The 25252-nt window shown below is 63.5% G+C and carries 24 protein-coding genes, 1 tRNA gene and 2 riboswitches; of the genes, 17 read left to right on the top strand and 8 right to left on the bottom strand.

Annotation, left to right across the window (positions count from 1 at the left end):
* Positions 1-80: 80 nt before the first annotated feature.
* A complete protein-coding gene (locus tag JL2886_RS05805) occupies positions 81-878 on the top strand; it encodes a DeoR/GlpR family DNA-binding transcription regulator (RefSeq protein WP_065271142.1) in 798 nt (265 codons plus the stop codon).
* Positions 871-2439, top strand: coding sequence for a glycerol-3-phosphate dehydrogenase (gene glpD / locus JL2886_RS05810; protein ID WP_065271143.1), 1569 nt, complete (start codon positions 871-873; stop codon positions 2437-2439). The genes JL2886_RS05805 and glpD overlap by 8 nt, the downstream gene beginning before the upstream one ends.
* A gap of 73 nt (positions 2440-2512) precedes the next feature.
* Here the strand turns inward: glpD and cobO are convergent, their stop codons facing one another.
* The gene (gene cobO / locus JL2886_RS05815; protein ID WP_065273559.1) at positions 2513-3148 is read right to left on the bottom strand and encodes a cob(I)yrinic acid a,c-diamide adenosyltransferase; all 636 of its coding nucleotides are present in this window, start codon (positions 3146-3148) and stop codon (positions 2513-2515) included.
* A gap of 52 nt (positions 3149-3200) precedes the next feature.
* Positions 3201-3417, top strand: a riboswitch (cobalamin riboswitch).
* Between the two features lie 102 nt (positions 3418-3519).
* On the opposite strand from cobO, the gene JL2886_RS05820 reads away from it, so the two are divergent.
* From JL2886_RS05820 to cobJ, 7 genes are all read left to right on the top strand, one after another.
* Positions 3520-3942, top strand: coding sequence for a DUF1636 family protein (locus JL2886_RS05820; protein WP_065271144.1), 423 nt, complete (start codon positions 3520-3522; stop codon positions 3940-3942).
* 3 nt (positions 3943-3945) lie between these two features.
* Positions 3946-4980, top strand: coding sequence for a cobalamin biosynthesis protein CobW (gene cobW, locus JL2886_RS05825; protein ID WP_065271145.1), 1035 nt, complete (start codon positions 3946-3948; stop codon positions 4978-4980).
* Between the two features lie 144 nt (positions 4981-5124).
* Positions 5125-8370, top strand: coding sequence for a cobaltochelatase subunit CobN (gene cobN, locus JL2886_RS05830; protein ID WP_065271146.1), 3246 nt, complete (start codon positions 5125-5127; stop codon positions 8368-8370).
* A complete protein-coding gene (gene cobG, locus JL2886_RS05835; RefSeq protein WP_065271147.1) occupies positions 8367-9527 on the top strand; it encodes a precorrin-3B synthase in 1161 nt (386 codons plus the stop codon). Before cobN ends, cobG begins: the two co-directional genes overlap by 4 nt.
* Before the next feature lies 1 nt (position 9528).
* Positions 9529-10158 carry a precorrin-8X methylmutase gene (locus JL2886_RS05840; protein WP_065271148.1) on the top strand — a complete coding sequence of 210 codons (630 nt, stop codon included), beginning with the start codon at positions 9529-9531 and terminating at the stop codon, positions 10156-10158.
* Positions 10159-10160: 2 nt separating this feature from the next.
* Positions 10161-10877, top strand: coding sequence for a precorrin-2 C(20)-methyltransferase (gene cobI / locus JL2886_RS05845; protein WP_065271149.1), 717 nt, complete (start codon positions 10161-10163; stop codon positions 10875-10877).
* Positions 10874-11638, top strand: coding sequence for a precorrin-3B C(17)-methyltransferase (gene cobJ / locus JL2886_RS05850; protein WP_065271150.1), 765 nt, complete (start codon positions 10874-10876; stop codon positions 11636-11638). Before cobI ends, cobJ begins: the two co-directional genes overlap by 4 nt.
* Here the strand turns inward: cobJ and JL2886_RS05855 are convergent.
* Complete coding sequence (locus JL2886_RS05855) at positions 11614-12375, bottom strand: cobalt-precorrin-6A reductase (protein ID WP_065271151.1); 762 nt, start codon at positions 12373-12375, stop codon at positions 11614-11616. The two genes, cobJ and JL2886_RS05855, sit on opposite strands and share 25 nt — an antisense overlap.
* Here JL2886_RS05855 and JL2886_RS05860 point away from each other — a divergent pair.
* From JL2886_RS05860 to cobF, 7 genes are all read left to right on the top strand, one after another.
* Positions 12374-13573 (top strand): bifunctional cobalt-precorrin-7 (C(5))-methyltransferase/cobalt-precorrin-6B (C(15))-methyltransferase, encoded by a 1200-nt coding sequence (locus JL2886_RS05860; protein ID WP_065271152.1) that lies wholly within the window; start codon positions 12374-12376, stop codon positions 13571-13573. The two genes, JL2886_RS05855 and JL2886_RS05860, sit on opposite strands and share 2 nt — an antisense overlap.
* Positions 13570-13947, top strand: a complete 378-nt coding sequence (locus JL2886_RS05865; RefSeq protein WP_065271153.1) for a cobalamin biosynthesis protein — start codon at positions 13570-13572, stop codon at positions 13945-13947. The genes JL2886_RS05860 and JL2886_RS05865 overlap by 4 nt, the downstream gene beginning before the upstream one ends.
* Positions 13944-14738 (top strand): precorrin-4 C(11)-methyltransferase, encoded by a 795-nt coding sequence (gene cobM / locus JL2886_RS05870; RefSeq protein WP_065271154.1) that lies wholly within the window; start codon positions 13944-13946, stop codon positions 14736-14738. The genes JL2886_RS05865 and cobM overlap by 4 nt, the downstream gene beginning before the upstream one ends.
* A gap of 10 nt (positions 14739-14748) precedes the next feature.
* Positions 14749-16065, top strand: a complete 1317-nt coding sequence (locus JL2886_RS05875; RefSeq protein WP_065271155.1) for a cobyrinate a,c-diamide synthase — start codon at positions 14749-14751, stop codon at positions 16063-16065.
* Positions 16062-16793, top strand: coding sequence for a uroporphyrinogen-III C-methyltransferase (gene cobA, locus JL2886_RS05880; protein WP_065271156.1), 732 nt, complete (start codon positions 16062-16064; stop codon positions 16791-16793). The genes JL2886_RS05875 and cobA overlap by 4 nt, the downstream gene beginning before the upstream one ends.
* A gap of 69 nt (positions 16794-16862) precedes the next feature.
* Positions 16863-17079, top strand: a riboswitch (cobalamin riboswitch).
* Between the two features lie 57 nt (positions 17080-17136).
* On the top strand, positions 17137-17814 hold the full coding sequence (locus JL2886_RS05885; protein WP_065271157.1) for an energy-coupling factor ABC transporter permease: 678 nt from the start codon (positions 17137-17139) through the stop codon (positions 17812-17814).
* A 77-nt stretch (positions 17815-17891) separates the two neighbouring features.
* Complete coding sequence (gene cobF, locus JL2886_RS05890; protein ID WP_065271158.1) at positions 17892-18653, top strand: precorrin-6A synthase (deacetylating); 762 nt, start codon at positions 17892-17894, stop codon at positions 18651-18653.
* An 8-nt stretch (positions 18654-18661) separates the two neighbouring features.
* Here the strand turns inward: cobF and JL2886_RS05895 are convergent, their stop codons facing one another.
* The 6 genes from JL2886_RS05895 to JL2886_RS05920 all read right to left on the bottom strand — a co-directional run bounded on the left by JL2886_RS05895 (position 18662) and on the right by JL2886_RS05920 (position 24798).
* Positions 18662-19885, bottom strand: a complete 1224-nt coding sequence (locus JL2886_RS05895; RefSeq protein ID WP_065271159.1) for a serine hydrolase domain-containing protein — start codon at positions 19883-19885, stop codon at positions 18662-18664.
* Positions 19886-19978: 93 nt separating this feature from the next.
* A complete protein-coding gene (locus JL2886_RS05900; protein WP_065271160.1) occupies positions 19979-21010 on the bottom strand; it encodes an extracellular solute-binding protein in 1032 nt (343 codons plus the stop codon).
* A 49-nt stretch (positions 21011-21059) separates the two neighbouring features.
* Positions 21060-21872, bottom strand: a complete 813-nt coding sequence (locus JL2886_RS05905; RefSeq protein WP_065273561.1) for an ABC transporter permease — start codon at positions 21870-21872, stop codon at positions 21060-21062.
* A gap of 22 nt (positions 21873-21894) precedes the next feature.
* Positions 21895-22836 (bottom strand): ABC transporter permease, encoded by a 942-nt coding sequence (locus tag JL2886_RS05910; protein WP_065273560.1) that lies wholly within the window; start codon positions 22834-22836, stop codon positions 21895-21897.
* An 11-nt stretch (positions 22837-22847) separates the two neighbouring features.
* Positions 22848-23909 carry an ABC transporter ATP-binding protein gene (locus JL2886_RS05915; RefSeq protein ID WP_116560345.1) on the bottom strand — a complete coding sequence of 354 codons (1062 nt, stop codon included), beginning with the start codon at positions 23907-23909 and terminating at the stop codon, positions 22848-22850.
* 118 nt (positions 23910-24027) lie between these two features.
* Entirely contained in the window at positions 24028-24798 is a 771-nt protein-coding gene (locus JL2886_RS05920) for a helix-turn-helix transcriptional regulator (RefSeq protein ID WP_065271161.1), read from the bottom strand.
* Positions 24799-25133: 335 nt separating this feature from the next.
* On the opposite strand from JL2886_RS05920, the gene JL2886_RS05925 reads away from it, so the two are divergent.
* A tRNA-Leu gene (locus JL2886_RS05925) sits at positions 25134-25219 on the top strand.
* Positions 25220-25252 lie beyond the last annotated feature (33 nt).

Below are 25252 nucleotides of genomic sequence, written 5' to 3' on the forward strand. Positions count from 1 at the left end.
CGCGCAAAGCGAACTTTTTCGAAAACAAACGATGACAAAGCGAAAATAAATCGCTAGATGGGCTTTGAAAAGGAAAGCCCATGGATGCCACGACTCGTCAGAACGAAATCATAGAGCTGCTGAACACTCAGGATCGCGTCGAGGTCGAGGATCTGGCACAGCGGTTCGGCGTGTCGCTGCAGACCGTGCGCACCGATCTACGCGAGCTGTCGCAGCGCGGCGCGCTGTCGCGCGTGCATGGCGGCGCGGTGCGCGTCAGCTCAGCCGCCACCCGCGCCTACGCGGACCGGCGCAAGCTGAACGCGGCGGGGAAACTGGCGATGGCAGCCGAGGCCGCAGAACTCATCCCCGAAGACTGCTCGATCACGCTCAATATCGGCACTTCGACCGAGCAAGTGGCCCGTGCCCTATCCGGCCATCGCGGCCTGACAGTCATTTCCAACAACATAAACATTATCAATATGATGATGGGTGGCGAGGCGCGTGAGCTGATCCTGGTTGGCGGCGCGGTCCGGCAAAGCGACGGCGCCATCGTCGGCGAAGACGCCGTGGAATTCATTTCCCGCTACAAGGTCGATTTCGCCATTATCGGCGCCTCCGCCCTCGATGCGGATGGCGCCATCATGGACCACGACGGTCGCGAGGTCTCCGTCGCCCGCGCCATCCTGAAAAACGCACGTACCCGCGTTCTGGTCTGCGATCACAGCAAATTCGACCGCTCCGCGCCGGTGCGGATCTGCGATGTGGCGGATCTCGACGTAGTGATCACCGATGCGCCGGTGCCCAATGCCTTTGCCGAGGCAGCGCGCGCCGCGGGAACACGCATCATCGTGGCGGGAGACACCGCCAGCCAAAACGAAAGAAACGAAAATGACTGATCAAAAGATCACCGACCTGTTCATCATCGGCGGCGGCATCAACGGCTGCGGCATTGCCCGCGATGCGGCAGGCCGTGGCTTGTCGGTCAGCCTTGCAGAAATGAACGATCTGGCCTCGGCCACCTCCTCTGCCTCGACCAAACTGTTTCATGGCGGTCTGCGCTATCTGGAATATTTCGAATTCCGTCTGGTGCGCGAAGCGCTGATCGAGCGCGAGGTCTTGCTGAAGGCAATGCCCCATATTTCCTGGCCGATGCGCTTTGTGCTGCCTTTTCACAAGGAGATGCGGTTCGACAGTGAAACGCCGACCTCCCGCCTGCTGACGCGGATCATGCCCTGGATGAAAGGGCGCCGCCCGGCCTGGCTGATCCGCCTTGGGCTGTTTCTCTATGACACGCTGGGCAAGCGCGGCATCCTGCCCGGCACCCGCAAGCTGGACCTCAGCCGCGACGAAGCGGGGGCGCCGCTGAAGGACAAGTTCCAGACCGCCTTTGAATATTCGGACTGCTGGATCGAGGATGCCCGGCTTGTCGTGCTCAACGCCCGCGACGCGCAGGCGCGCGGCGCCGAAATCATGACTCGCACCAAAGTTCTGGCGGCTGAACGCGCCGAGGATCACTGGCTCATCCACCTGAAGGACAGTCTGACGGGGCAAGTGTTCACGCGCCGGTCGCGGATGCTGGTCAATGCGGCGGGTCCCTGGGTTGCGGAGGTATTGAACCAGAAACTGGGCCAGAACAGCCGCGAAGGCGTGCGTCTGGTACGCGGCAGCCATATCGTGGTTCCGAAACTCTTCGACCACGGGCGCTGCTATTTCTTTCAGGGCACCGACGGGCGGATCATCTTTGCCATCCCCTATGAGGAGGATTTCACTCTGATCGGCACCACCGACGCCGACCATCCCGACCCGGAGACGGCCCCCACCTGCACCCCCGAGGAACAGGACTACCTGATCCATTTTGCCTCGCAGTATTTCAAAAAGCCGCTGCACCGCGACGACATTCTGTGGACCTACTCCGGTGTGCGCCCGCTGTATGACGATGGCGCCAGCTCGGCGACGGCGGCGACGCGGGAATATGTGCTGTCACTGGACACGGGCAATGCACCGCTGCTGAACATCTTTGGCGGCAAGATCACCACCTACCGCAAACTGGCCGAGGCCGCGCTTGCCAAGATCTCCGAGGCCCTGCCCGGCGTCGGCGGCAACTGGACAGCAGGTGTGCCCCTGCCCGGCGGCAATTTCGCGGTCAAAGATGTGACCAAGCTGCAGGCGGATCTTGCAGCGGATTATTCCTTCCTGACGCCTTATTGGGCCCGGCGTCTGATCCGCGCTTATGGCACCGAAGCGCGGCTGATCCTGGGTGAAGCAAAATCCGCCGAGGCGCTGGGGCACACTTTTGGCGCCACCATCACCGAGCGGGAGTTGGACTGGGCGATTGCCAACGAATGGGTGCGTAGCGGCGATGATTTCCTGTGGCGCCGCACCAAACTGGGCCTGCGCCTGACCGAGGAAGAGCGCGCCGCCGTCGATACCTATATCAAGGACAAGGTTGCCGCGTAACGGCGGGGCAATCCAAACGCACCGGGCACGGTATTCCCTGCCCGGTGACACCTCTGCAGATGGTCTGGCCGTCTTAGAACTCCACCCCTTTCTGCGCCTTGATCCCGGCGCGGAAAGGATGCTTTATCTGGCCCATCTCGGTCACCAGATCCGCGATTTCGATCAGCTCTTCCTTGGCGTTGCGTCCGGTCAGAACCACATGAGTCATCGGCGGTTTCTGCTCGACCAGGAACTCCAGAACCTCATCCAGATCCAGATATTCATAGCGCAGCGCGATATTGATTTCATCGAGCAAAACCATTGTGTTGCGCTCATCCAGTATCATTTCCTTGGCCTTTTCCCAACCTGCGCGGGCCGCCGCGATATCGCGGGCCTTGTCCTGAGTCTCCCAGGTGAATCCTTCGCCCATCGCGTAGAACTGGCACAGATCGCCGAAATGCTGCTCGATCAGGGTGCGTTCGCCGGTCTGCCAGGCGCCCTTGATGAACTGCACCACAGCGGATGGCATGCCGTGGGCGATACAGCGCATGATCATGCCGAATCCCGAGCTGGACTTGCCCTTGCCGGGGCCGGTGTGGACGATGATCAGCCCCTTTTCACCGTCCTTATTGGCCATCATGCGGTCACGCGCCGCTTTCTTTTTCGCCATCTTGGACGCGTGCCGTGCCGCTTCTTCCTCGGAAATGCCGTTATCAGACTTTTCGGTCACCAAGTGCCCTCCTGCAGTTTGGCACCATGTCTTGACAAGGAAGCCCGCAATAGCGCAAGGGGATTTTGTTGGTTCCTGCGAATGCAGGCGAAGAGGGAATGTGACACGGCCATCTGGCCCAAGCACAGCCGCCCCCGCGACCGTGACCGGAGAGGTCTCCACGCCACTGGGTAACACCGGGAAGGCCGGAGAACCGCAAAGACCCCGCAGCAATGCGGCGGCCTTGAGATCCGCAAGCCGGGAGACCTGCCAACAGACTTAATCTACGGGCGGACGGGGTGTGCCGCGACCGGATGAGAGCCGATTCATCCATACGGCTCCCCTCTGGCCTCTCCCCGTCTGTCTGACAGGACGCAAGGAGACGCCCGCCAATGGCGAAGGATACGGCTGAACAGCCCCCCAAAGGCAGCCCAGAGGTCACCCTGACCATCTGCACCACCTGCAAGCGCGAAGGCGTTGATCCCGAAGCCACCCGGCCCGGCACCCTGTTGCTGCAGGCGCTGCGCGCCGCCGACCTGCCCGACGGGGTTTCGGTGCGCGGCGTCGAATGCCTGTCCGCCTGCAAGCGCGGGTGTTCCATGGTGCTGAGCGGCGGCACCGAGCGCTGGAGCTACATCTACGGCGATCTGGATCCCGATCAACACGTTGATGACATCCTGCAAGGTGCGGCTGCCTATGCCGCGACCGACGACGGTCTGGTGCCCTGGCGTGCGCGCCCGCAGGTCTTTCGCAAACAATCCATCGCCCGCATTCCCCCGGCGCCCCAGCCGGGTGACAGCCCATCCGAGGAGTAACCGATGAGCGATCTCAACAAAATTCCCGTCACCGTGGTGACCGGCTTTCTCGGCGCGGGCAAGACCACACTCATCCGCCATCTGATGCAAAACCCGCAGGGCAAACGTCTGGCCGTGCTGGTCAATGAATTCGGCACCGCGGGCGTGGACGGCGGCATCCTGAAATCCTGCGCCGATGAAAACTGCCCGGAAAACAATATCGTGGAGCTGGCGAACGGCTGCATCTGCTGCACCGTGGCGGACGATTTCATCCCCACGATCGAGGCCCTAATGGCCCTGCCGGAAACGCCCGAACATATCCTGATTGAAACCTCCGGGCTGGCGCTGCCGAAACCGCTGCTCAAAGCCTTTGACTGGCCCGCGATCCGCTCGCGCATCACCGTAGACGGGGTCATTGCGCTGGCCGACGCCGAAGCCGTCGCCGCAGGGCAATTCGCCCCGGATCTTGACGCCGTGCAGGCCCAGCGCGAAGCGGACGACAGTCTGGATCATGAAACCCCGCTGTCCGAAGTCTTCGAGGACCAGATCTCGTGTGCAGATATCGTGCTTCTGTCCAAGGCAGACCTTGCCGGGGAAGAAGGCCTTGCCAAGGCCCGTGCCGTAATCGAAGCCGAAGCCCCGCGCCAACTGCCGATCCTGCCGATGAGCGAAGGCGTGATCGATCCGCGTGTGGTGCTGGGGATCGGCGCGGCGGCGGAAGACGATCTGAATGCTCGCCCCAGTCATCACGATGGCCACCACGATCACGAGCATGATGATTTTGAAAGCATCGTCGTCGAAATGGGCGAAGTCTCCGACCCGCAGGACCTGCAGGACCGCCTCGTCAACATGGCCCGCAACCGCAAAATTCTGCGCGTCAAAGGCTATGTCGCGGTGGAAGGGAAACCGATGCGCATGCTGGTTCAGGCGGTGGGCGAACGGCTGCGCGCCCAATACGACCAACCCTGGGGCGCCCAGCCGCGCAAGACCCAACTGGTGGTGATTGCCGAACACGACGATATCGATGTGACCGGCATCCACGCGGATCTGGGAGCCTGAGAACACATGTGGGAACGCGGCACCACCCATAGGGACTTGTCCCGGCTGACAGGCCGGGACGCGCCCGACCTCCCCCCCGGGAGGGCGCATAACGCCCCCCCGAGGCCGGTCGCGCCCCTCACTGCGCTGTTGCGGAGCTGACCCATGCATGTCGTCTTCCGCGAAAGCCACGGGCTTGAAGCAACCGATAGGCCGTTTGACGTCGGGCAGGATCCGGCCGAGTTGATCGTTCTGTCCTTTTCCGACAGCGATCTGGGCGCCTTTGCCGCGGGCTGGCACCGGGCGGGCGGTAAGCTTCCCTCCTGTCGCCTTGCCAATCTGGTGGCGCTGAAACATCCCCTCTCGGTGGACACCTACGCCGAACAGACGCTGGAAGGCGCCAAGGGTGTTCTGGTGCGCCTCATTGGCGGCGAAAGCTACTGGCCCTACGGCCTTGCTACCCTTCAGGACCTGGCCCGTCGCAAGGGGATCGCCCTCGCCATCCTGCCCGCCGACGGGTGCGAGGATCCGCGGCTTGACGAACTCTCTACATTGCCGGTCTCGACCCTGCGGCGTCTTCAGGCGCTGTGCGATGCAGGCGGCGCGGTCGCATCCCAAGCGGCCCTGGCACAGCTTGCACTGGCAGCAGGCCTATACGCGGGCCCGGTTCCGGGGATGAAGACAACGCCCGACTATGGTTACTACGACCCTGATAGGGGCGTGATCGCGGACATCCCCCAAGAGGACAAGCCGCTGGTCCTGGTCAGTTTCTACCGCTCTTACCTGACTTCGGCAGACACCGCCCCGGTGGATGCGCTGATCGCCGAGCTGCGCGCGCGCGGCTATGCCGCCTATGGCACCTTTGCCGCCAGCCTCAAGGCCCCCGCAGCCGCCGATTGGCTGGGAGCGGAACTCCCCCGGCTTGCCCCCGCCGCCATCATCAACGCCACCGCCTTTTCGGCGCAAGGCTCAGACGGGCGCCCGTCGCCGCTGAGCACAACAGGCTGCCCGGTGTTCCAGGTGGCGCTCTCCACCGCGCGGCGCAAGGACTGGGCCGAGGCGGCGCGGGGCCTGTCGCCCGCTGACCTTGCCATGCATGTGGTCCTGCCCGAGGTGGATGGCCGTATCATGGCGGGCGTGGTCAGCTTCAAGGCCCCGGCCAAGAAGGACCCCGACCTCCAGTATTCGCGCTTTGCCCACCGTGCCGATCCGGCCCGCGTGCGCGCCGCCGTGGACCGGATCGAAGGCTGGCTGCGGCTGGCCAAGCTCCGAAACAGCGACAAACGCCTGGCGCTGGTGCTTTCCACCTACCCGGGGCGCGACTACAACATCGCCCATGCGGTGGGCCTTGATGCGCTGGCTTCCTGCGAACAGCTACTGGGCGCTCTGGCCGATCAGGGCTACAGCGTCACGGCTGAAAACAATCTTGGCACCCGCCTCCGAGAGCAGCGCATCTCCCTGCCCTGTGAAGACTACAAGGCAGCGCTGAAATCATTGCCCGAAGCCCTGCAAGCCGACCTTCAGGCGGCCTGGGGTGCCCCCGAAGACGACCCGGATCTGCAGGATGGTGCCTTTCACATGAAGGCCCTCACCGCAGGCAAGGCGATCATCGCCCTGCAACCCGAACGGGGCGAGGTCACGACCCGCGTCGATGACTATCACGATCTGGACCGCACCCCGCGCCATGCCTATGTGGCCTTCTATCTCTGGCTCCAGCAACAGGTGAACGCGGTCCTCCACATTGGCGCCCATGGCACGCTGGAATGGCTGCCCGGAAAGGCGGTCGCCCTGTCTGACACCTGCTGGCCCGAGGCGCTGATCGGTGCCCTGCCAGTGATCTATCCCTTCATCGTCAACGATCCCGGCGAGGCCGCACAAGCCAAACGGCGCATCGCCGGTGTGACCGTGGGCCACCTGCCGCCGCCACTGGCGCAGACCACCCTGCCAGACGGCATGGCACGGCTGGAAAGCCTCTTGGATGAGTATTCAACCGCCGATGGTCTGGACCCAGCCCGCCGCGACCGTCTGATCGAAGATATCCGCGCCGAGGCGCAAGGAACCGGTGTCGAGGCGGATCTGGGCCTTACCCCCGACTGCTCCGCTGCCGAGGCGATCACCCGCATCGATGCCTTTGTCTGCGACATCAAGGAAAGCCAGTACGGCGAGGGCCTGCACATCTTTGGCACCGGCCAGTGCGGACCACAGGAAATCACCGGGGTGATGGATGCGCTCTCGGGGCGGCTGGTGGCCCCCGGCCCTTCTGGCTCTCCCTTTCGCGGGCGCACGGACGTGATCCCCACCGGGCGCAACCTCTTTACCACCGATCCACGGGCGCTGCCCTCGCGGGCGGCGCATGCGCAGGGGGTCAAGCTGGCGGAAGAGCTGCTGCGCCGCCATCTTCAGGACCACGGCGACTGGCCACGGGGGCTGGTGATTGATCTATGGGGATCGGCGACCATGCGCACCGCGGGCGAGGAATTCGCCATGGCGCTACATCTGGCAGGCCTTGCGCCAAAATGGGATGAAGGCTCTGAACGGGTCTCGGGCTTTGAGGTTCTGCCGCTCTCCATGCTGAACCGTCCCCGCATCGATGTGACCCTGCGCGTCTCGGGCCTGTTCCGCGATGTCTTTCCCGGCCTTGCCCAGATGTTCGAGACCGCTGCCGCCGCTCTGGCGGAGCGGGGCGAGGCCAAGACCGACAACCCCTACCTGACAGAGGTGCCGCGCGTCTTTGGCCCGAAACCCGGCCAATACGGTCTCTCCATGGGCGCACATCTGGACGATTACTCGGACGAGGCCCGCGCCGCCGCGGGCGAGGCCTGGCTCAATGCCTCCTCCCATGCCATCGACGCCAAGGGCGAGATTGCCGAGGCCCGCACCGCGCTGGAAGACCGCCTGAAGGGCGCCGACAGTTTTGTGCATCTTCAGGACCTGCCGGAAACCGATCTTCTGGTCGCATCGGATTACGCTGCGCATGAGGCAGGCTTTGCCGCCGCCATGGCCCGTATCGGGCAAAAAGCGCCCGCACTATACCATATGGACGCCACCCGCCCTGATACACCGCAGGCACGCTCCCTAAGCGAGGAAATCGCCCGCGTCACCCGCGCCCGCGCCGCCAACCCGGATTGGGCGACTTCGATGATGCGCCATGGCTTTCGCGGTGGTGCCGAGATTGCAGCAACGCTCGATCACATGGCGGCCTTCGCCCATCTGGCGCAGGCAGTGCCGCCACACCTGTTTGACCTCTATTTCGAAGCCACCCTTGGCCGGGACGATCTGGTGGAGTTCCTGGAGCGGGAGAACCCCAACGCGCTGGCCGCCCTGCGCGACCGCTTCCGCGCCTTGGCTGAGGCCGACCTCTGGGTCACCCGGCGCAATTCGATCATCGCCGAGTTGGAGGGCGCACCATGAGCGCAGCCCCAAAAGTCTACGGATGGTGCCCCGGTGCCCTGCGCCCAATGATGTCGGGCGACGGGCTGGTGGTGCGCCTGCGCGCCCCCATGGGGAGGCTCACCCCCGAACAGGCGCGCGGCGTTGCTGAACTGTCCCGGCGACATGGCAATGGCCTTCTTGACCTGTCAGCCCGGGCCAACTTGCAGATGCGCGGCATCAAGGACGACAGCCACGCTGCGCTGCTCTCTGGCCTACGGGATCTTGGGCTTCTCGACACAGATGAGGCTGCCGAAGCACGGCGCAATGTGATGCTGACACCCTTCTGGACAGAAGGCGACGACAACGCAGTGATTGCCCGTAATTTGGCGGCGACCCTGACGGCGGCAACGGATCTGAGCTTGCCGGGAAAATTCGGTTTCGCGGTGGATTGTGGCACAGCGCCCGTCCTGCAAGACTCTGCCGCAGATATCCGTATCGAGCGCGATGCATCGGGCCTGATCCTGCGCCCCGATGGCGCCGAGCTTGGCCTGTCCGTGACACGGGAAACCGCCGTCCCCGAGGCACTGAACCTCGCCCGCTGGTTCCTTGACACTGGTGGTGCACCCGATGGGCGCGGGCGGATGAGGTTGCACCTTGCCAAAGGCACACCACTTCCATCAGGCTATAGCTTGGTCGCCAACGTGGCTTCTTCGGCTGCCAGGCCGGGCCAAACGGGCGCAGGCCAGTTGGTTGCGCTGGAATTTGGCCAAATGTTAGCGGGCACGCTCACATCACTTGCCGATCACGGCGCCCTGCGCCTCACGCCCTGGCGGATGCTGTTGATCGAAGGTGCCAGCAATATCGCTCCCCTGCCCGGCCTGATCCTGGACGCAGCGGATCCACGCCTGCGGGTGAGCGCCTGCACCGGGGGCCGCGGCTGCCTGCAGGCGCTTTCAGCGACCCGCGATCTGGCCCGCGATCTGGCGCCGCATGTGCCGGAAGACGCCCATCTGCATGTCTCCGGCTGCGCCAAGGGCTGCGCCCATCCCGGCACTGCGCCGCTGACCCTGACCGCCACTGCCAATGACACCTTCACCCTGATCCGCAACGGCTCTGCCGCCGATCAGCCGATCAAACACAGCCTGAGCGCCCGCGCCCTGCGCGCCGCTCCCGAACTTCTGACAGAGGGCAGCTGACATGCTCCACACCTATGAAACCAACGGCGCCAGGATCTACGCCGAAAGCTTTGCCACCATCCGCGCCGAGGCTGATTTGGGCCGCTTCACCCGCGATGAGGAAAGCGTCGCCGTACGCATGATCCATGCCGCCGGAATGGTGGGGCTCGAGGAGCATATCCGCTTTTCTCCCGGCATGGCCGAAACCGCCCGCGCGGCGCTGTCGGCGGGGGCGCCGATCCTTTGTGATGCCTATATGGTCAGCGAGGGCATCACCCGCCCGCGCCTTCCCGTGAGCAACGAAGTGATCTGCACCCTGCGCGATCCGAAGGTGCCGAACATGGCCAAGGAGATGGGCAACACCCGCTCCGCCGCCGCGCTGGAGCTGTGGCGCCCAAAACTCGACGGTGCCGTGGTCGCCATCGGCAATGCCCCGACCGCGCTGTTTCATCTACTCAACATGCTGAAGGATCCCGCCTGCCCGCGCCCGGCTGCCATAATCGGCTGCCCAGTGGGTTTTGTCGGCGCCATGGAATCCAAGGAGGCGCTGATGCAGGACCTTCCCGTGCCGTCGATGATCGTGAAGGGCCGCCTTGGCGGATCGGCCATCACCGTAGCAGCCGTCAACGCGCTGGCCAGCTGGAAAGAATAACCATGGGCAAAGTTATCTGTGCAGGCCTCGGCCCCGGCGATCCGGACCTGATGAGTGTTAAGTCGCACCGCGCCATCACCGGCGCGCGCCACATTGCCTATTTCCGCAAGGCAGGCCGCAAGGGGCAGGCCCGCACCATCGTCGAACATCTGCTGCCAGACACGGTGCAGGAACATGCGATGGAATATCCGGTAACAACGGAGATCCATTTCTCCGATCCCGAATACAATCGCCTGCTGTCGGACTTCTACGATCAATGGGCCAACCGGTTGGAAGAGATCGCCCGGACCGACGACGTCGTTGTCCTCTGCGAAGGCGATCCCTTCCTTTACGGCTCCTTCATGCATCTGCACAGCCGCCTTCAAGCCCGCGCCGAGGTGGACATCATCCCTGGCATCACTGGCATGTCCGGCTGCTGGACCGCCACCGATCAGCCGATCACCTGGGGCGACGATGTGCTGACCGTCGCCATGGCCACGCTCAGCGAGGATGAGCTGACCGAGCGCGCACGCGGAACCGACGCGCTGGTGGTGATGAAGATCGGCCGCAACCTGCCCAAACTGCGCCGCGCGCTGCGGGCGGCGGGCAAGCTCAACGATGCCTGGCTGGTGGAACGCGGCACCATGCCGACACAGAGCGTGCAAAAGCTGACAGAGGTGAGCGGCGAGGTGCCTTACTTCTCGATCGTGCTGGTACACGGACAGGGACGTCGGCCATGACGCAAGCGACAGAAACCGGATGGCTGGTCGTCGCGGGCCTTGGCCCGGGGGATGAGGCGCTGGTGACCCAAGAGGTGCGCGATGCCATCGACGCAGCAACAGATATCGTCGGCTATATCCCTTACGTGAAACGCATCGCGCCGCGCGACGGGCTGGTGCTTCATGCCTCGGATAACCGGGTCGAGGTGGACCGGGCCACCCATGCGCTTGAGATGGCTGCTGCGGGACGCCGCGTTGTCGTTGTGTCCTCTGGCGATCCCGGTGTCTTTGCCATGGCCTCCGCCGTGTTCGAGGCGCTTGAGGCTGGGCCGAATGACTGGCTGGAGCTTGATATCCGTGTCTTGCCCGGCATTACTGCCATGCTGGCTGCCGCCGCCCAGATCGGTGCGCCGCTCGGGCACGATTTCGCGGCGATCAACCTTTCCGACAATCTGAAACCCTGGTCGCTGATCGAATCCCGCCTGCGCGCGGCAGGTGAAGCGGGCTTTGCCATGGCCTTTTACAATCCACGCTCCAAGTCCCGTCCTCACCAGTTCGCCCGCGCGCTTGAGATCCTGCGCGCCGCCTGCGGAGAAGACACGCTGATCAGCTTTGCACGCGACGTCACCAAACCGACGCAGGAGACCAGCACCGTCGCGCTGAAAGACGCAAGGCCGGAAATGGCGGACATGCGCACCATGGTGATCGTCGGCAACCGCGACACGCGGGCCATCGGGCGGCACGTCTACACGCCCCGCTACGCAGAAGGTTCGGCCCCGTGATCCGGGCGGCCATACAACCACGCCATGACCGCAGGCACGGTTCCAAAGGTCAGGCGCTGCGGCACCTTCGGGCGGGCGATCATGATCACCGGCAGCCCCAAATCGCGCGCCGCCTGCAGCTTGGCTTCGGCACCAGAACCACCGGCGTTCTTGGAAACAATATGGGTAATACCATGGGCCTGCATCAGTGCCCGATCCCCCGCCACATCAAACGGGCCACGCGCGATTTCAACGGTCTTGTCCGGCAGCGGCAGCGGTGCCTCGGGCGGGTCCACCAGCCGCAGCAGATAGTGGTTTCCGGGTTTGCCGGAAAAGGCCGCGATATTCTGCTTACCAATCGCCAGAAACACCCGCGCGCCCTGATCCGGCAGCGCCGCGACCGCCTCTTCCAATCCGTCCACATGGATCCAGTGATCCCCGGGACCGGCCTGCCAAGGCGGGCGCTCCAGCGCACAAAGCCGGACACCGGCCTGCGAGCAAGCCTGCGCCGCATTGCTGCTCATCTGCGCGGCAAAAGAATGGGAGGCGTCTACGACATGCGTCACGCCTTCGTCCCGCAGGTAGGCCTCCAGCCCGTCGATGCCGCCAAAGCCCCCGACGCGCAGCGGCAGCGGCTGGGTGACGGGGCGTGCCGTGCGGCCCGCGTAGGAGAACACCGTATCCAGCCCGGCCTCGGCCAGGGCCTCGGCAAGGCGCGAAGCTTCGGTAGTGCCCCCAAGCAGCAGGATGCGCGTCATGTCTGATCCTCTTGTAAAACAATGGCTGACCATTGTCGGCCTCGGCGACGATGGACCGGCTGGGCTGGCGAATGCAAGCCGGAAGGCGCTGGACGAGGCCGAGGTGATTTTTGGCGGCCCCCGCCATCTGGATCTGGTGCAGGCAGGTAATCGCGGCCAGCCCTGGCCGGTTCCGTTTTCCATCGATCCGGTGCTTGCTGCGCGCGGTCAACGCGCCGTGGTGCTAGCCTCGGGCGATCCCTTCTGGCACGGCGCGGGTGGATCGCTGGTGGCGCATCTCAGCCCGGATGAATGGGTATCGCACCCCGCCCCCTCCTGCTTTGCTCTGGCGGCAAATACCTTGGGTTGGAAACTGGAGGAGACACTTTGCCTTGGCCTTCATGCTGCCCCCTTCGCTCGGCTGACCCCTGTGCTGGCCGCCGGAGCCCGGATCATCTGCACGCTTCGAGATGGCAGCAGCCCGGCAGCACTGGCCGATTGGCTTACCACGCAGGGATTCGGCCCAACAACGCTTAAGGTGATGGAGGCGCTGGGCGGGCCCTGCGCCCAAGTGCACAGCAGTCGCGCAGATACCTTTCACCTGACCGGCATCGCCGCCCCCGTGGTGGCCGCGCTTCAGGTGGCGGGCAGCACGGGCCTGCCCCGCGCCAGCGGCTTGCCCGACGATGTGTTCCAGAGCGACGGGCAGATCACCAAACGCCCGATCCGCGCCATGACCCTTTCGGCACTCGCACCGCGAGCCGGAGAGCTGCTCTGGGACATCGGTGGCGGCTCCGGATCTGTCTCGGTGGAATGGTGCCTTGCCGCGCCGTGCAACCGGGCGATCACGTTTGAGCCGCGGGAAGACCGCCTCATCAATATCCGAGCCAATGCCGAACGGTTCGGGATTGAACACCGCATGAAACCGGTTCTGGGCCGCGCGCCGGATGTGTTGGATGGACAGAAAAGACCCGATTGCGTTTTCATCGGCGGCGGTGGCTCACAGGCGTTGCTGGATCATCTGTGGCAAGTGTTGCCCGAGGGCACTCGGATCGTCGCCAATGGCGTGACACTAGAGACCGAGACCCTGCTGATGCAGGCCCATGCCACACGCGGCGGGAATCTGATGAAGGTGGAACTGGCCGAAGCCGGGCCGCTTGGCTCCATGCGCGGCTGGGAGCGCGCGCGTCCTGTCATCCAGTGGAGCGTCACGCGATGAAGGTCGCGGGTTTGGGATTTCGCAAAGCGGCGACCGTTGCCGACCTGCGCGCCGCCCTGGCGCTGACCGGGCATCAGCCCGATGCGCTCGTCTCACTCGCAGCGAAAGTGGAGAGCCCCGCCTTTCAGGCCCTCGCCGCCGAACTAAACCTGCCGGTGATCGCCCTGCCAGAAGAGGCGATTGCGGGCCTTGAAACGCCGACCATGTCGCCCCGTATCAAAACCCGGTTCGCAACCGGATCGCTGGCCGAAGCTGCTGCCCTCTGCGGCGCATGCCACGGCCGCACCACAGCAACCGCCCGCCTTCTCGTTCCCCGCGTTGTCACCGCAGATGGCCTTGCCACTGCGGCCATTGCAGAAAGACTGACCTCATGACCGTTCACTTCATTGGCGCCGGACCCGGTGCTGCCGACCTGATCACCCTGCGTGGCCGCGACCTGATCGCCGCCTGCCCCGTCTGCCTTTATGCCGGATCACTGGTGCCCGAGGCGCTGCTGCAGCACTGCCCGGAGGGCGCCAAGATCATCAACACGGCGTCCCTGTCGCTGGATGAGATTGTGGCCGAAATCGAGGCCGCACATGAGGCGGGGCAGGATGTGGCGCGGCTGCACTCCGGCGATCTGTCGGTCTGGTCCGCCATGGGCGAGCAACTGCGCCGTCTGCGCGATCTGGGTATTCCATATGACGTAACCCCCGGCGTGCCCGCCTTTGCCGCAGGCGCCGCTGCGCTGGGCGCCGAGCTGACCCTGCCGGGCGTTGCGCAATCGCTGGTGCTGACGCGCACCTCGGGGCGGGCCTCCTCGATGCCCGAAGGCGAAACGCTAGAGAATTTCGCCCGCACCGGCGCGACGCTTGCCATTCACCTCTCGGTGCATGTGCTAGACGATGTGGTGGCGCGGCTCTCTCCGGCCTATGGCGACGACTGCCCGGTCGCAGTGGTTTGGCGGGCGACATGGCAAGATCAGAAGATCATCAAGGCCACCCTAGGCACATTGATCGAGGCAACCGAGGGCGCGCGGGGCCGCACTGCACTGATCCTAGTGGGCCGCGCCCTCGGCGCCGAGGACTTCGACGAAAGCTGCCTTTACGCGCAAGATTACGACCGGCGCTACCGCCCGCAAAGCGCCGACAGCCAATGGGCCAGCTGGAGCGAAGGCGATGACTAAGGCAGGAAAAATGGATGGATTTCCTCCAGGGCTGATGATCTCGGCGCCTGCCTCCGGCACGGGCAAGACCACGGTGATGCTGGGCCTGTTGCGCGCCCTCGCGGAGGATAGCCTTGCGGTGCAGCCCTTCAAGAGCGGACCGGATTATATCGATCCGGCCTTTCACCTCGCCGCAGCTGGGCGAGCCTCGTTCAACCTCGATACATGGGCCATGGATGGCGGTCTGCTGGACGCCGTTGCGGGGCAGGCAAACGGCGCGCAGATCTGCGTCGGTGAAGGCTCCATGGGGCTTTATGATGGCGTTGCCACGCGCGGGCAAAGCGGCTTTGGCTCTTCGGCGGAAACCGCAAAACGCATGGGCTGGCCTGTCATTCTGGTCGTGGATGTAGGCGGTCAGGCGCAATCGGCAGCGGCCACGGCGCTGGGGTTTCGCGCCTATGATCCTGACCTACCCTTTGCCGGTGTGATCCTGAACCGGGTCGCCAGCCCGCGCCACGAAAGGCTGACCCGCCTCGGGATGGAGCGTGCGGGCATTCCCGTCCTTGGCTCCCTGCCCCGACGCGGCGATCTGACCCTGCCCGAGCGCCACCTCGGCCTGATCCAAGCGGTGGAGCACCCGGATCTTGAGGCCGCGATCGCGGGCTATGCCGCCTTCCTGCGTGAAAACGTGGATCTGGAGGCGATCAAATCCGCCGCCCGTGCCGGAGCTGCGCCCGCCTCAGCCCCCCTGCCGAATCCGCCTGCCCAGCGCATTGCACTGGCGCGGGATGCGGCGTTTTCCTTCACCTACCCGCATCTTCTGGAAGGCTGGCGCGCGGCTGGCGCCGAAATCATTCCCTTCTCCCCTCTCGCCGATGAAGCCCCGGCCCCGGATGCCGATCTGATCTGGCTGCCGGGGGGCTACCCCGAGCTGCACGGCGGCAGGCTGGCCGCTGCCGGGACCTTCCGCGCCGCCCTGCGCAAACACGCCGAAACCCGGCCGGTCCATGGCGAATGCGGCGGCTACATGGCACTGGGCGAGGCGCTGATCGACAAGGACGGCAACCGTCACCGCATGGCGGGGTTGCTGGGGCTCGTCACCTCATATGAAAAGCGGAAATTCCACCTTGGCTACCGCCGCGCCGTTCTGGAGGCCCCGATGCCGGGATTTGCCGCAGGCGGCGCCTTGCGCGGACATGAGTTCCACTATTCGACCATTCTGGATGAACCGGACGCCCCGCTGGCCCGGGTGATGGACGCAGACGGCAACCCGGTGCCGGAAACCGGCTCGATACGCGGCCATGTGACCGGCACCTTCTTCCACCTGATCACCGGAGAGCAATCATGAGCGGTTTTGTCAGTTTCGTCTCCTCCGGCCCCGGCGACCCCGAACTTCTGACCGTCAAGGCGGTGAAACTGCTTGGGGCAGCCGATGCGGTTCTGTTCGATGACCTTTCATCGGGGCCGATCCTGACCCATGCGCGCAAGGACGCCGATCTCGTCGGAGTGGGCAAACGTGCAGGGCGCCCCTCACCCCGGCAGGACCACGTCAGCCAGCTCTTGGTCGAATACGCTGCGACCGGGGCGCATGTAGTGCGGCTGAAATCCGGCGATTCCGGCGTCTTTGGCCGTCTGGAAGAGGAAATCACCGCGCTGCGGCAGGCAGGCATCGGGTTCGAGATCGTGCCCGGCGTGACCGCGGCCTCGGCAGCTGCTGCGGCCGCCAATATTCCGCTGACCCGGCGGCTGACCGCGCGACGACTGCAGTTCATCACCGGCCATGACGTAACCGGCGGCCTGCCCGAAGAGCTGAATATGGCCGCCCTCGCCGATCCCGAAGCCACGACCGTTGTCTACATGGGGAAACGCACCTTTGCAGCGCTCGCCGAACGGTTGCTGGTGGCCGGGCTGCCGCCCGAGACGCACGCGCTGATCGCGCTGGGTGTTTCGACCCCGGATCAGTCGCTGTCCTGCCACACGGTGGGAGAACTCCCCGAGGTTCTGCGCGCGATGGAGACCAAGGCACCGGTGCTGATCCTCTATGGTCCCCTGGCCGATGAGGACCTGCCCCGCTGATCGCCCATATGCCGCAATTGAAACACGGATGACGCGCCAGACACGTTGACAGCTTTGTAAGCGCTGTGTCATCTCTGAAAGACCAAAGGTTCCGACGGGTCCAAGACCCAAGGATGAAAAGGGAACACGGTGAGGTGTAGCCATCAGGCGCCAAATCCGTGACTGCCCCCGCAACTGTGAGCGGAGAGCCACCGGGCATAGCCACTGGTCCCTATCAGGACTGGGAAGGCCTCGGACCGGCATCGACCCGCGAGTCAGGAGACCTGCCGTTGGAAGACGTGGCCAGGATGGCCCAACCATAACCTATGTAATGCCGCCGGGTGAGGCGGCAAGGAGACAGAACATGCATATCGAACCCGGAATCGTAAACGGCGTCAAAATCGCCCTGTCCTATGCCACCGCCGCTGGCGCCATGGGCTTTGCTGCGAAAAAGACGATGGAAGATCTGGCCGCCTCCGGCATCGCATCCTTTGCGGCGCGTTCGGCCATTGCGACTGTCGGCGTCTTCACCTTCTTCGAAGTGCTGCCGCATTTCCCTGTGGGCGTTTCCGAGGTTCACTTCATCCTCGGCTCGACCCTGTTCCTGCTGCTGGGCGCTGCACCTGCTGCCTTCGGTCTGGCGATGGGACTTCTGATCCAGGGCGTGTTCTTTGCCCCGATTGATCTGCCGCAGTATTTCATCAACCTGACCACGCTGCTGGTGCCGCTGTTCGCGATGAAGGAACTGGCCAAGCGGATCATCGCTCCGAACACTGCCTATGTTGATCTGAAGTATTCTCAGGCGCTGGCGCTGTCGACCGCCTATCAGGCAGGCGTTGTCGGCTGGGTCGCTTTCTGGGCCTTCTACGGCCAGGGCATCGGCGCCGAAACCATGGCCTCGGTCTTTACCTTTGGTGCAGCTTACATGACCGTCATCCTGATCGAACCGCTGGCCGATCTGGCCGTTCTGGCCGCCGCCAAAAGCCTGCGCGGTCTGGAGCGCAGCGGTCTGGTCACGCCCCGCCTTTATGCGGCTGCGTAAGCCTTTCGCCGACATCTGAAGTGTCACATAGCGCGGCCCCGTTTCGGGGCCGTGTTTCTTTTCCAAAGGCGCCTGACATGATTGATCTCACCCTTGTTGGCATTGGCACCGGCAATCCCCAGCATCTAACCCTGCAGGCGGTAGAAGCCCTGAACGGGCTGGAGCTAATCCTCATCCCCAACAAGGGTGCCGGTAAGGACGATCTGGCCGGTCTGCGCCGGGACATCTGCAAACGGGTGATCAAATCGCCAGGGCCTGCGATCGTCGAATTCGACCTGCCGCAGCGCGATCCCGCGACACCAAGCTACCGACAGCGAGTGGACGACTGGCACGATGCCATTGCCGAGGTCTGGCAAAAGACCATCGACCAACACCTGCCCCGGGGCGGCAAGGTCGGCTTTCTGGTCTGGGGCGATCCATCCCTTTACGACAGCACCATGCGCATTGCGGCGCGGCTTCAGGCCCGTACCGAGGTTTCCCTGCGCGTCATTCCCGGCATCACCTCGATTCAGGCGCTGACGGCGAGCCATGCCATCCCCCTCAATGAGATCGGTGATCCCGTCACCATCACCACTGGCCGCCAGCTGCGCGAGGCGGGCTGGCCAGACAGTGCCGATACGCTGGTCATCATGCTGGACGGCGACTGCAGTTTTCAGTCCATCGACCCCGAAGGTGTTCAGATCTGGTGGGCAGCTTATGCCGGGATGGAGAATGAAATCTCCCTATCCGGCGCGCTGCACGAAGCCGGAGATGAGATCATCAAGGTCCGCGCGAAGGCGCGCGCGGAGCATGGCTGGATCATGGATATCTACATCCTGCGCCGCCCCGCGCGAAGGTAACCCCCGCCCTAGTCCAGCGCGCTGACGATGGCCTCGCAGGCCTGCACGGCATCCAGACCAAAGGCCGGGATCAGATAGTCAGGCCAGCTCGACAGCTTTACGATCACAACATCGGCGCTGCGATCGATAAAGATCAGCTGACCGAACACACCCCGGGCCATGAACACGCCGCGCCCGGGATCGTGCACCCACCAGAACCGCCGATAGGCGCCTTGCGGTGACAGCACGTCATAGGGCGCGCCGAATTTCGATGGATCCGCGCCTGTGCAGATACCATCGATCCAGGCCTCGGGCACGATCTGGTCATCGCCAACCCGGCCGCCATTCAGCACCATGTGCCCGAACCGGGCATAGTCCCGCAGGCTCGCGTTGAACCCCCCATCGGCCAGCGCGGTGCCCGCATCATCGACGGTAAAGAACCCATCCTGTTCACAGCCAAGTCTACGCCAGATCCGGTCGGACAGCAGCGCAGACAGATCCGTACCGCTGACCCGCTCCAGCGCCCAGGCAATGACATCGGTTTCAATCGACCGATAGGAGAAGCCGAGCCCATGCGCCCGCTCCTGCGGTAGGGAGAGGATCACGTCGCGTATGGTCGGCTTGATCTCCCCGTCCCGCACCGGGCGCCAACCCGAGGCGATATCGACCCGGGTCATGTCGCTGCCCGGCAGCCCATAACCCTCAGAGAACCGCACACCGGACAGCATGTCCAGCGCTTGATCCACCGTGCAACCCGCATAGCCGGTGCCCGCCAGTTCCGGCACGATCTCCTCCAGCGGGGCAGCCAGATCCAGCAGCCCCTCGCCGTGTAAGATCCCGGCGAGGATGCCGATCACGGATTTGGAGACCGACTGCCCCAGATGCGCCGCCTCGGCATGAAAATCATTGGCGTAGAACTCGGTGACGATGGCGCCACCGTGCAGCACCAAAAACCCGTCGGTGTAGCTTTGCCACAGCCAATCGCCGACCGACTGGCGGGTGCCTGCGCCGGTGGCAAAACAGACCTCTGACAGATCCTGCAGCGCAACTGGCAGCGGCGCAGCCGCAGCGGGACCGCTGCGCACATCCGCCGTGGGAAACAGGCGCCGCATGTTCTGGAAGGACCAGCGATTGAAGGGGGCCAGATCCCAGTTGTCCAGCGTCGGCCGTTTTTCCGGCGGCGGCGGAAATCCCTGCATGATGCCGATTTCCCGCGCCGTTTTCGGCTTCTGACTGTCTGCTGTCCGGTGCATTGGGCACGCTCCCGCATGGCAGCCCAGCGCCTGGACTGCGGTCAAAATTTCCGGTGATGGCCCCATGGGCCACCACCCTTCTGTTTGGCTGAGTTACTGCTTCAGGCGGGTCCAGACCTTGTTGTACATCGCCACGACATCCTGATCGCAGGGTTTGACGAAGTCCGGCACCGGGGCGCCTTCAGGCATCACGATCTCCGGCGCCTCCAGCATTTCGGCGTCCATGAATTCCTCTGACCCGATGACGCCGTTGGCATAGCGGGCAAAGTTGGAAGTCATCGCCGCGTTTTCCGGCTCCATCATGAAGTTCACGAACAGCATGGCGTTCTCCATGTTGGGGGCATCCGCCAGCACCGCGACGTTATCCATCCAGCCGGTGAAACCTTCCTTGGGATAGGCGTATTTCAACGTCGGGCGATCGGCTCGGGCGCGCATCGCGGCGCCGTTCCAGCTTTGCGACAGGTCGACATCCTTCGAGGTCAGCTTCTCGATCACCGCGTAATCCATGGTGCGCCAGTCTTCCTTGGCCTTGAGCAGCAGCGCCAGCAGCTCTTTCATCTGGGCGGGGTCGGAATTGCAGCGCGGATAATCGAGATAGCGCAGCCCGGCATTGATCACATCGTTCATGTCGTTGAGCATGTTGATGCGGCCCTTCAGCTCTTCGGGCGGGTTGAACACGATCTCAAGCGTGTCGATGTCGCCGCCGTATACCGCGCTGTCGACGGTAAAGCTGGTGGTGCCCCACTGATAGGGTACTGAGTATTTGCGGCCCGGATCCCAGTAGACATCGACCCAGTTCGGATCGAGGTTCTTGAAGTTCTCCATTCCGGAGGCGTTGATTTCGGCCAGCAGCCCCTCGCCCACCATGATGGCGACCATATAGTCGCCCGGGACCACGATGTCGTATCCGCTGCCGCCTTCCTTGACCTTGGCCAGCATGGTTTCGTTGCTGTCATAGCCGTCCAGCGTGACGTCAATGCCATACTGCTTTTCGAATTTCTCGATCATCTCGGGGTTGGTGTAATTGCCCCAGTTGTAGATGTTCAGCGTGCCTTCGGCGTTAGCTGCAGCCGCACTGAGGGCGATGACGGAGGTGAGCCCCGCCTTAAGGATCGTCAGTTTCATGGATCTTCCTCTTGTTGGTTGGTGGGTCCCGTCTGGTGCGGGCTTCTGGTTATTTTCGTTTGCGTTGCAGGGCGAAGGTCAGCGCGACCATGGCCACGGTCAGCAGGATCAGAATGGTGGAGACCGCGTTGACCTCGGGCGTCACGCCGCGCCGGATCTGGCCCAGGATGTAGATCGGCAGGGTGGTTTCCCCGGGACCGGCGATCAGCAGGGTGATGATCACGTCATCCAGCGAGACCACGAAGGCCAGCATTGCGCCCGCCAGAATGCCCGGCATCAGCAGCGGCAGGGTGACATGGCGGAAGGTCTGCCAGGGCGTTGCATAAAGATCGGCGGCGGCGGTCTCGAAGGTTTCGGACATATCGGCAAGACGGGCGCGCACCGGGATAAAGGCAAAGGGAATACAGAACACCGTATGCGCCAGAATGAGCCAGCCCAGCCCGGTGATCCCTGTCAGCTGCCGCAGGATCGAAAAGAACGACAGGGTGGCAATGGCGGTGACGATTTCCGGGATCATCAGCGGCTGATTGATCAGGGCAATCGCCGCTGCGCGCCCGCAATAATTACCGCCCCGCGTTGTCGCCAACGCCGCCATTGTCGCGATGACGGTAGAGATGACTGTGGCAGTCAGAGCTACCCGGATCGAAATCCAGGCCGCGTTGCGGATGTCGTCATTCTCCAGCGCCTTGGCGTACCACTTGAGGCTCGCCTCGGTCCAGACGACGACCGAGCGGTTGTCGTTGAAAGAGAACAGGATCAGCACGGCGATCGGCGCATAAAGCAGCAGTAGAACCAGCCATGAAAGCGCCGTGAACAGGGGCTGACGCCGCAACTCACGCGTCTCGCTGTTGCGCCACAGCATGCCAAGCCTCTTGCGGGGCAGATCAGCCATGGGCCTTCTCCTTCTCGGCGCCTGCCCGGAGTGATACCAGAAGCGCGATCAGCACTACCGACATCAGGATTAGCGCCGCCGCCGAGCCGAAGGGCCAGTTGCGCCCAGATCCGAACTGCATGGCAATCAGGTTGCCGATCATCAGCTTCTTGCCGCCGCCCAACAGCTCGGGCGTGATATAGGCGCCCAGCGCGGGGATCAGCACCAGCGCGCATCCGGCCACAATACCCGGGCGGCTGATCGGAATGACAATATGGCGGAACACCTGCACACGAGAGGCATAAAGATCGTGTCCCGCCTCCAGCAGGGAAAAGTCGAACTTCTCCAGCGAGGCATAGATCGGCAGGATCATGAAGGGCAGATAGCTGTAGACCAACCCGGCCAAGACCGCCCCATCGGTATAGAGCATCTCGATGGGCGCGCTGATCAGCCCCAGTTTCATCAGCGCAAGGTTCAAGAACCCTTCGTCGCGCACGATCAGCAGCATGGAATAGGTACGGATCAGAAGGTTGGTCCAGAACGGCAGGGTAATGGCAAAAAGCCAGAGGTTGCGCTGTTCGGGAGGGCGGGCCGCGATGAAATAGGCCACCGGAAAGCCGAGGATCAAAGTGCCGATCATCGCGCATAGCGCCAGCCCGAAAGAGCGGCCAAAGATCTGCAGATAGGCGCTGTTGAAACTCAGAGTGTCATCAAAAATGTCGCGCTCGAACAGGAACTGCACATAGGCATCGGTCGAGAACACCCATTCGACCCCGCCATAGGTTCCCGGCTCCAGCAAGGAATAGACCAGCGCGATCGACAGGGGCGCCAGACCAAACACACCGATGATCACGAGCGCCGGCAAGAGCAGGAACAACCTGACCCGCCGGACCGTCCGGCTACGAGCCGCAACGGCCTGCTGCAAATTCTGCGCCGTGGGCGAAGTATGTTGCATCCCCTGCCCCATCAGTCTGCCAGCACATGCAGCATGGAGGTCTCTGGGATCAGCCCGATCTCGCTGCCCGCCGGGCTGGGCTCTGCCACCTGCACCTGAATCTCGGTGCCGTTCTGAAGCCGCACCCGCATTTGCGAACCGGCTCCGAAATAACTGCTGTCGAGCACGGTTCCGCGCAGCACAGCCGCCGCATTGGACGCCGCGCAAACGGTAAGGGTTTCGGGGCGCAGCGCCACATAGACTACCCCAGGAGGCAAGCCGTCGCTGGCCGCATTGGCAAGTACAGGCTCCCCGCCGAAAAAACTGATCCGCGCCTGCGCCCCGTCATAACCAAGGAGGTCCGCCGCCACGATATTGGTATCCCCAATGAAATCCGCGACGAACCGGCTTTGCGGCGCGGTGTAGATCTGCTGTGGGGTGCCCACCTGCTGCACGCGTCCTGCGGACATGACCGCGATCTGATCGGACATCGCCAGCGCTTCGCCCTGATCATGGGTGACAAAGACAAAGGTGATGCCGGTTTCGCTTTGCAGGCGTTTCAGCTCGCTTTGCATGCCCTTGCGCAGCTTCAGATCCAGCGCCGACAGCGGCTCATCCAGCAGCAGCACCTTGGGACGCGGCGCGAGCGCGCGTGCCAGCGCCACCCGCTGCTGCTGCCCGCCAGACAGCTGATCGACGCGGCGCGATGCGAATTCACCCATCTGCACCAGATTCAGCATATCATCGATGGCGGCAGCGATTTCCGCCTTCGGGCGGTTCAGCATTTCCAACCCGAACCCGATATTGCGAGCCACGGTCATATGCGGAAACAGGGCGTAATTCTGGAACACCGTGTTCACTGGCCGCTTGTGCGGCGGCAGATGGCCGATCTCCTGCCCGTCCAGTGCGATCTCGCCTTCGCTGGGCAGTTCAAACCCGGCAATCAGCCGCAGCAGCGTGGTCTTGCCGCAGCCCGATGGTCCCAACAGGGTGAAAAAGCTGCCCTCCGGCACATCCAGCGACACGGTTTCAAGCGCCGTTACAGCAGAGGCGCCGATGCCGAACCGTTTCGTCACTTCTCTCACGTTGATCATAATCTGTTCCGGCACGTTCCTGTTGGCAGTCTGTCCGGTCAGACTAAAGCCCCAAATGCAATGGGGAAATACCTCTAGGAGGGGGTGTCGGCCCTACCCCCAAAGGGGTAGGAACACATCAGGTCACCGATTGCAGAAAGATCGAAAACAACGCCGATTGCGAGGAAATCCCCAATTTTCGGTAGATGTTCTTGCGGTGCACCTTCACCGTTGCGGGTGACAGATCCAGCAGCAACGCAATCGACTGGCTGGAATGCCCGCGCAGCAGATGCTGTACGATCTCAATTTCGCGGCAGGTCAATCCTTCGCAGACCTGCTCGATCATGCTCTCAAGGCTGACGCTGCCGCCCGCCGCCTCGCCGCTGCTCTGCGGACGCCGGTGAAAATGCTGCTCGCACAAGGCGGAGATCACCGGATGTATATTGCGCAGCCGTGCCAGATCCCGCTTGGAAAACCGCATCTCCCCCGTCAGCCGCCCGAGGGAGAGGAACAGGGTGCTCTCCGGCAGGGTGACAAACACCGCCATCTCGTCCTTCAGCCGCACGGACCGGTAATAGATGCTGAAATAATCGGTCTGGGAAAACCGATCCGGCGCCACCTGATCCAGCACCATGACCGGATCAAACTTGCCGCTGATATAACTCACCACAAAGGGATCCAGCAGCCAGGCCCGGTCCAGCCAGCGGTCCACCACGATCGAGCGCCGCTCCTGCCGCACATTGTCATAAATATGCTCGGGCAGCCTGCTGGGGCTGAGCCGACTGACAAAGGCCCCGCGAAACGGCGTTGCTGTGCGCATGAAATCCAACAACGCGGGCAGGAAATCCGGCGTTCCGATGGACCGGATCGCGCTGGCAAGTTCATCGGACGTGGCTGCGGATTGGGTCATCTCAACCGATCTGGCTCTTTGTGGCAGGTTTATCCGGGCAGCGTTTTACAGCCACTCCCAGCGTAGTCTGCCCTGTTATAGGGCGCCACGTCCACACTGACGATGAGACCTTCGGCCACTGCACCGGGCGCAGCCAGTGCGGTGCCGGGAATGCGCGCATAAAAACAGATCGATGCCGCGTTCCGGCGCACTTCCGTGCGCAATGCGGTCCCAAAAACGCTTGTACATGCGTGAAAATCTGCATACGAAACATGGTGTTGAAACGCGCTGTTTGAGGTTGGTCTGGGGGTCGCTCTGTTCAGGCCCCAAAGCCCGCTTCACACTCGGCGCCGGATGCGGGCGTGATGGAATGGTAGACATATCAGACTTAAAATCTGAAGGGCGTATGCCCGTGTGGGTTCGAGTCCCACCGCCCGCACCATTTGACTTTCGGAGGTAGACAGAAAACGTAACT

It is taken from the genome of Phaeobacter gallaeciensis (genome assembly GCF_001678945.1).
Taxonomy (GTDB): domain Bacteria; phylum Pseudomonadota; class Alphaproteobacteria; order Rhodobacterales; family Rhodobacteraceae; genus Phycobacter; species Phycobacter gallaeciensis_A.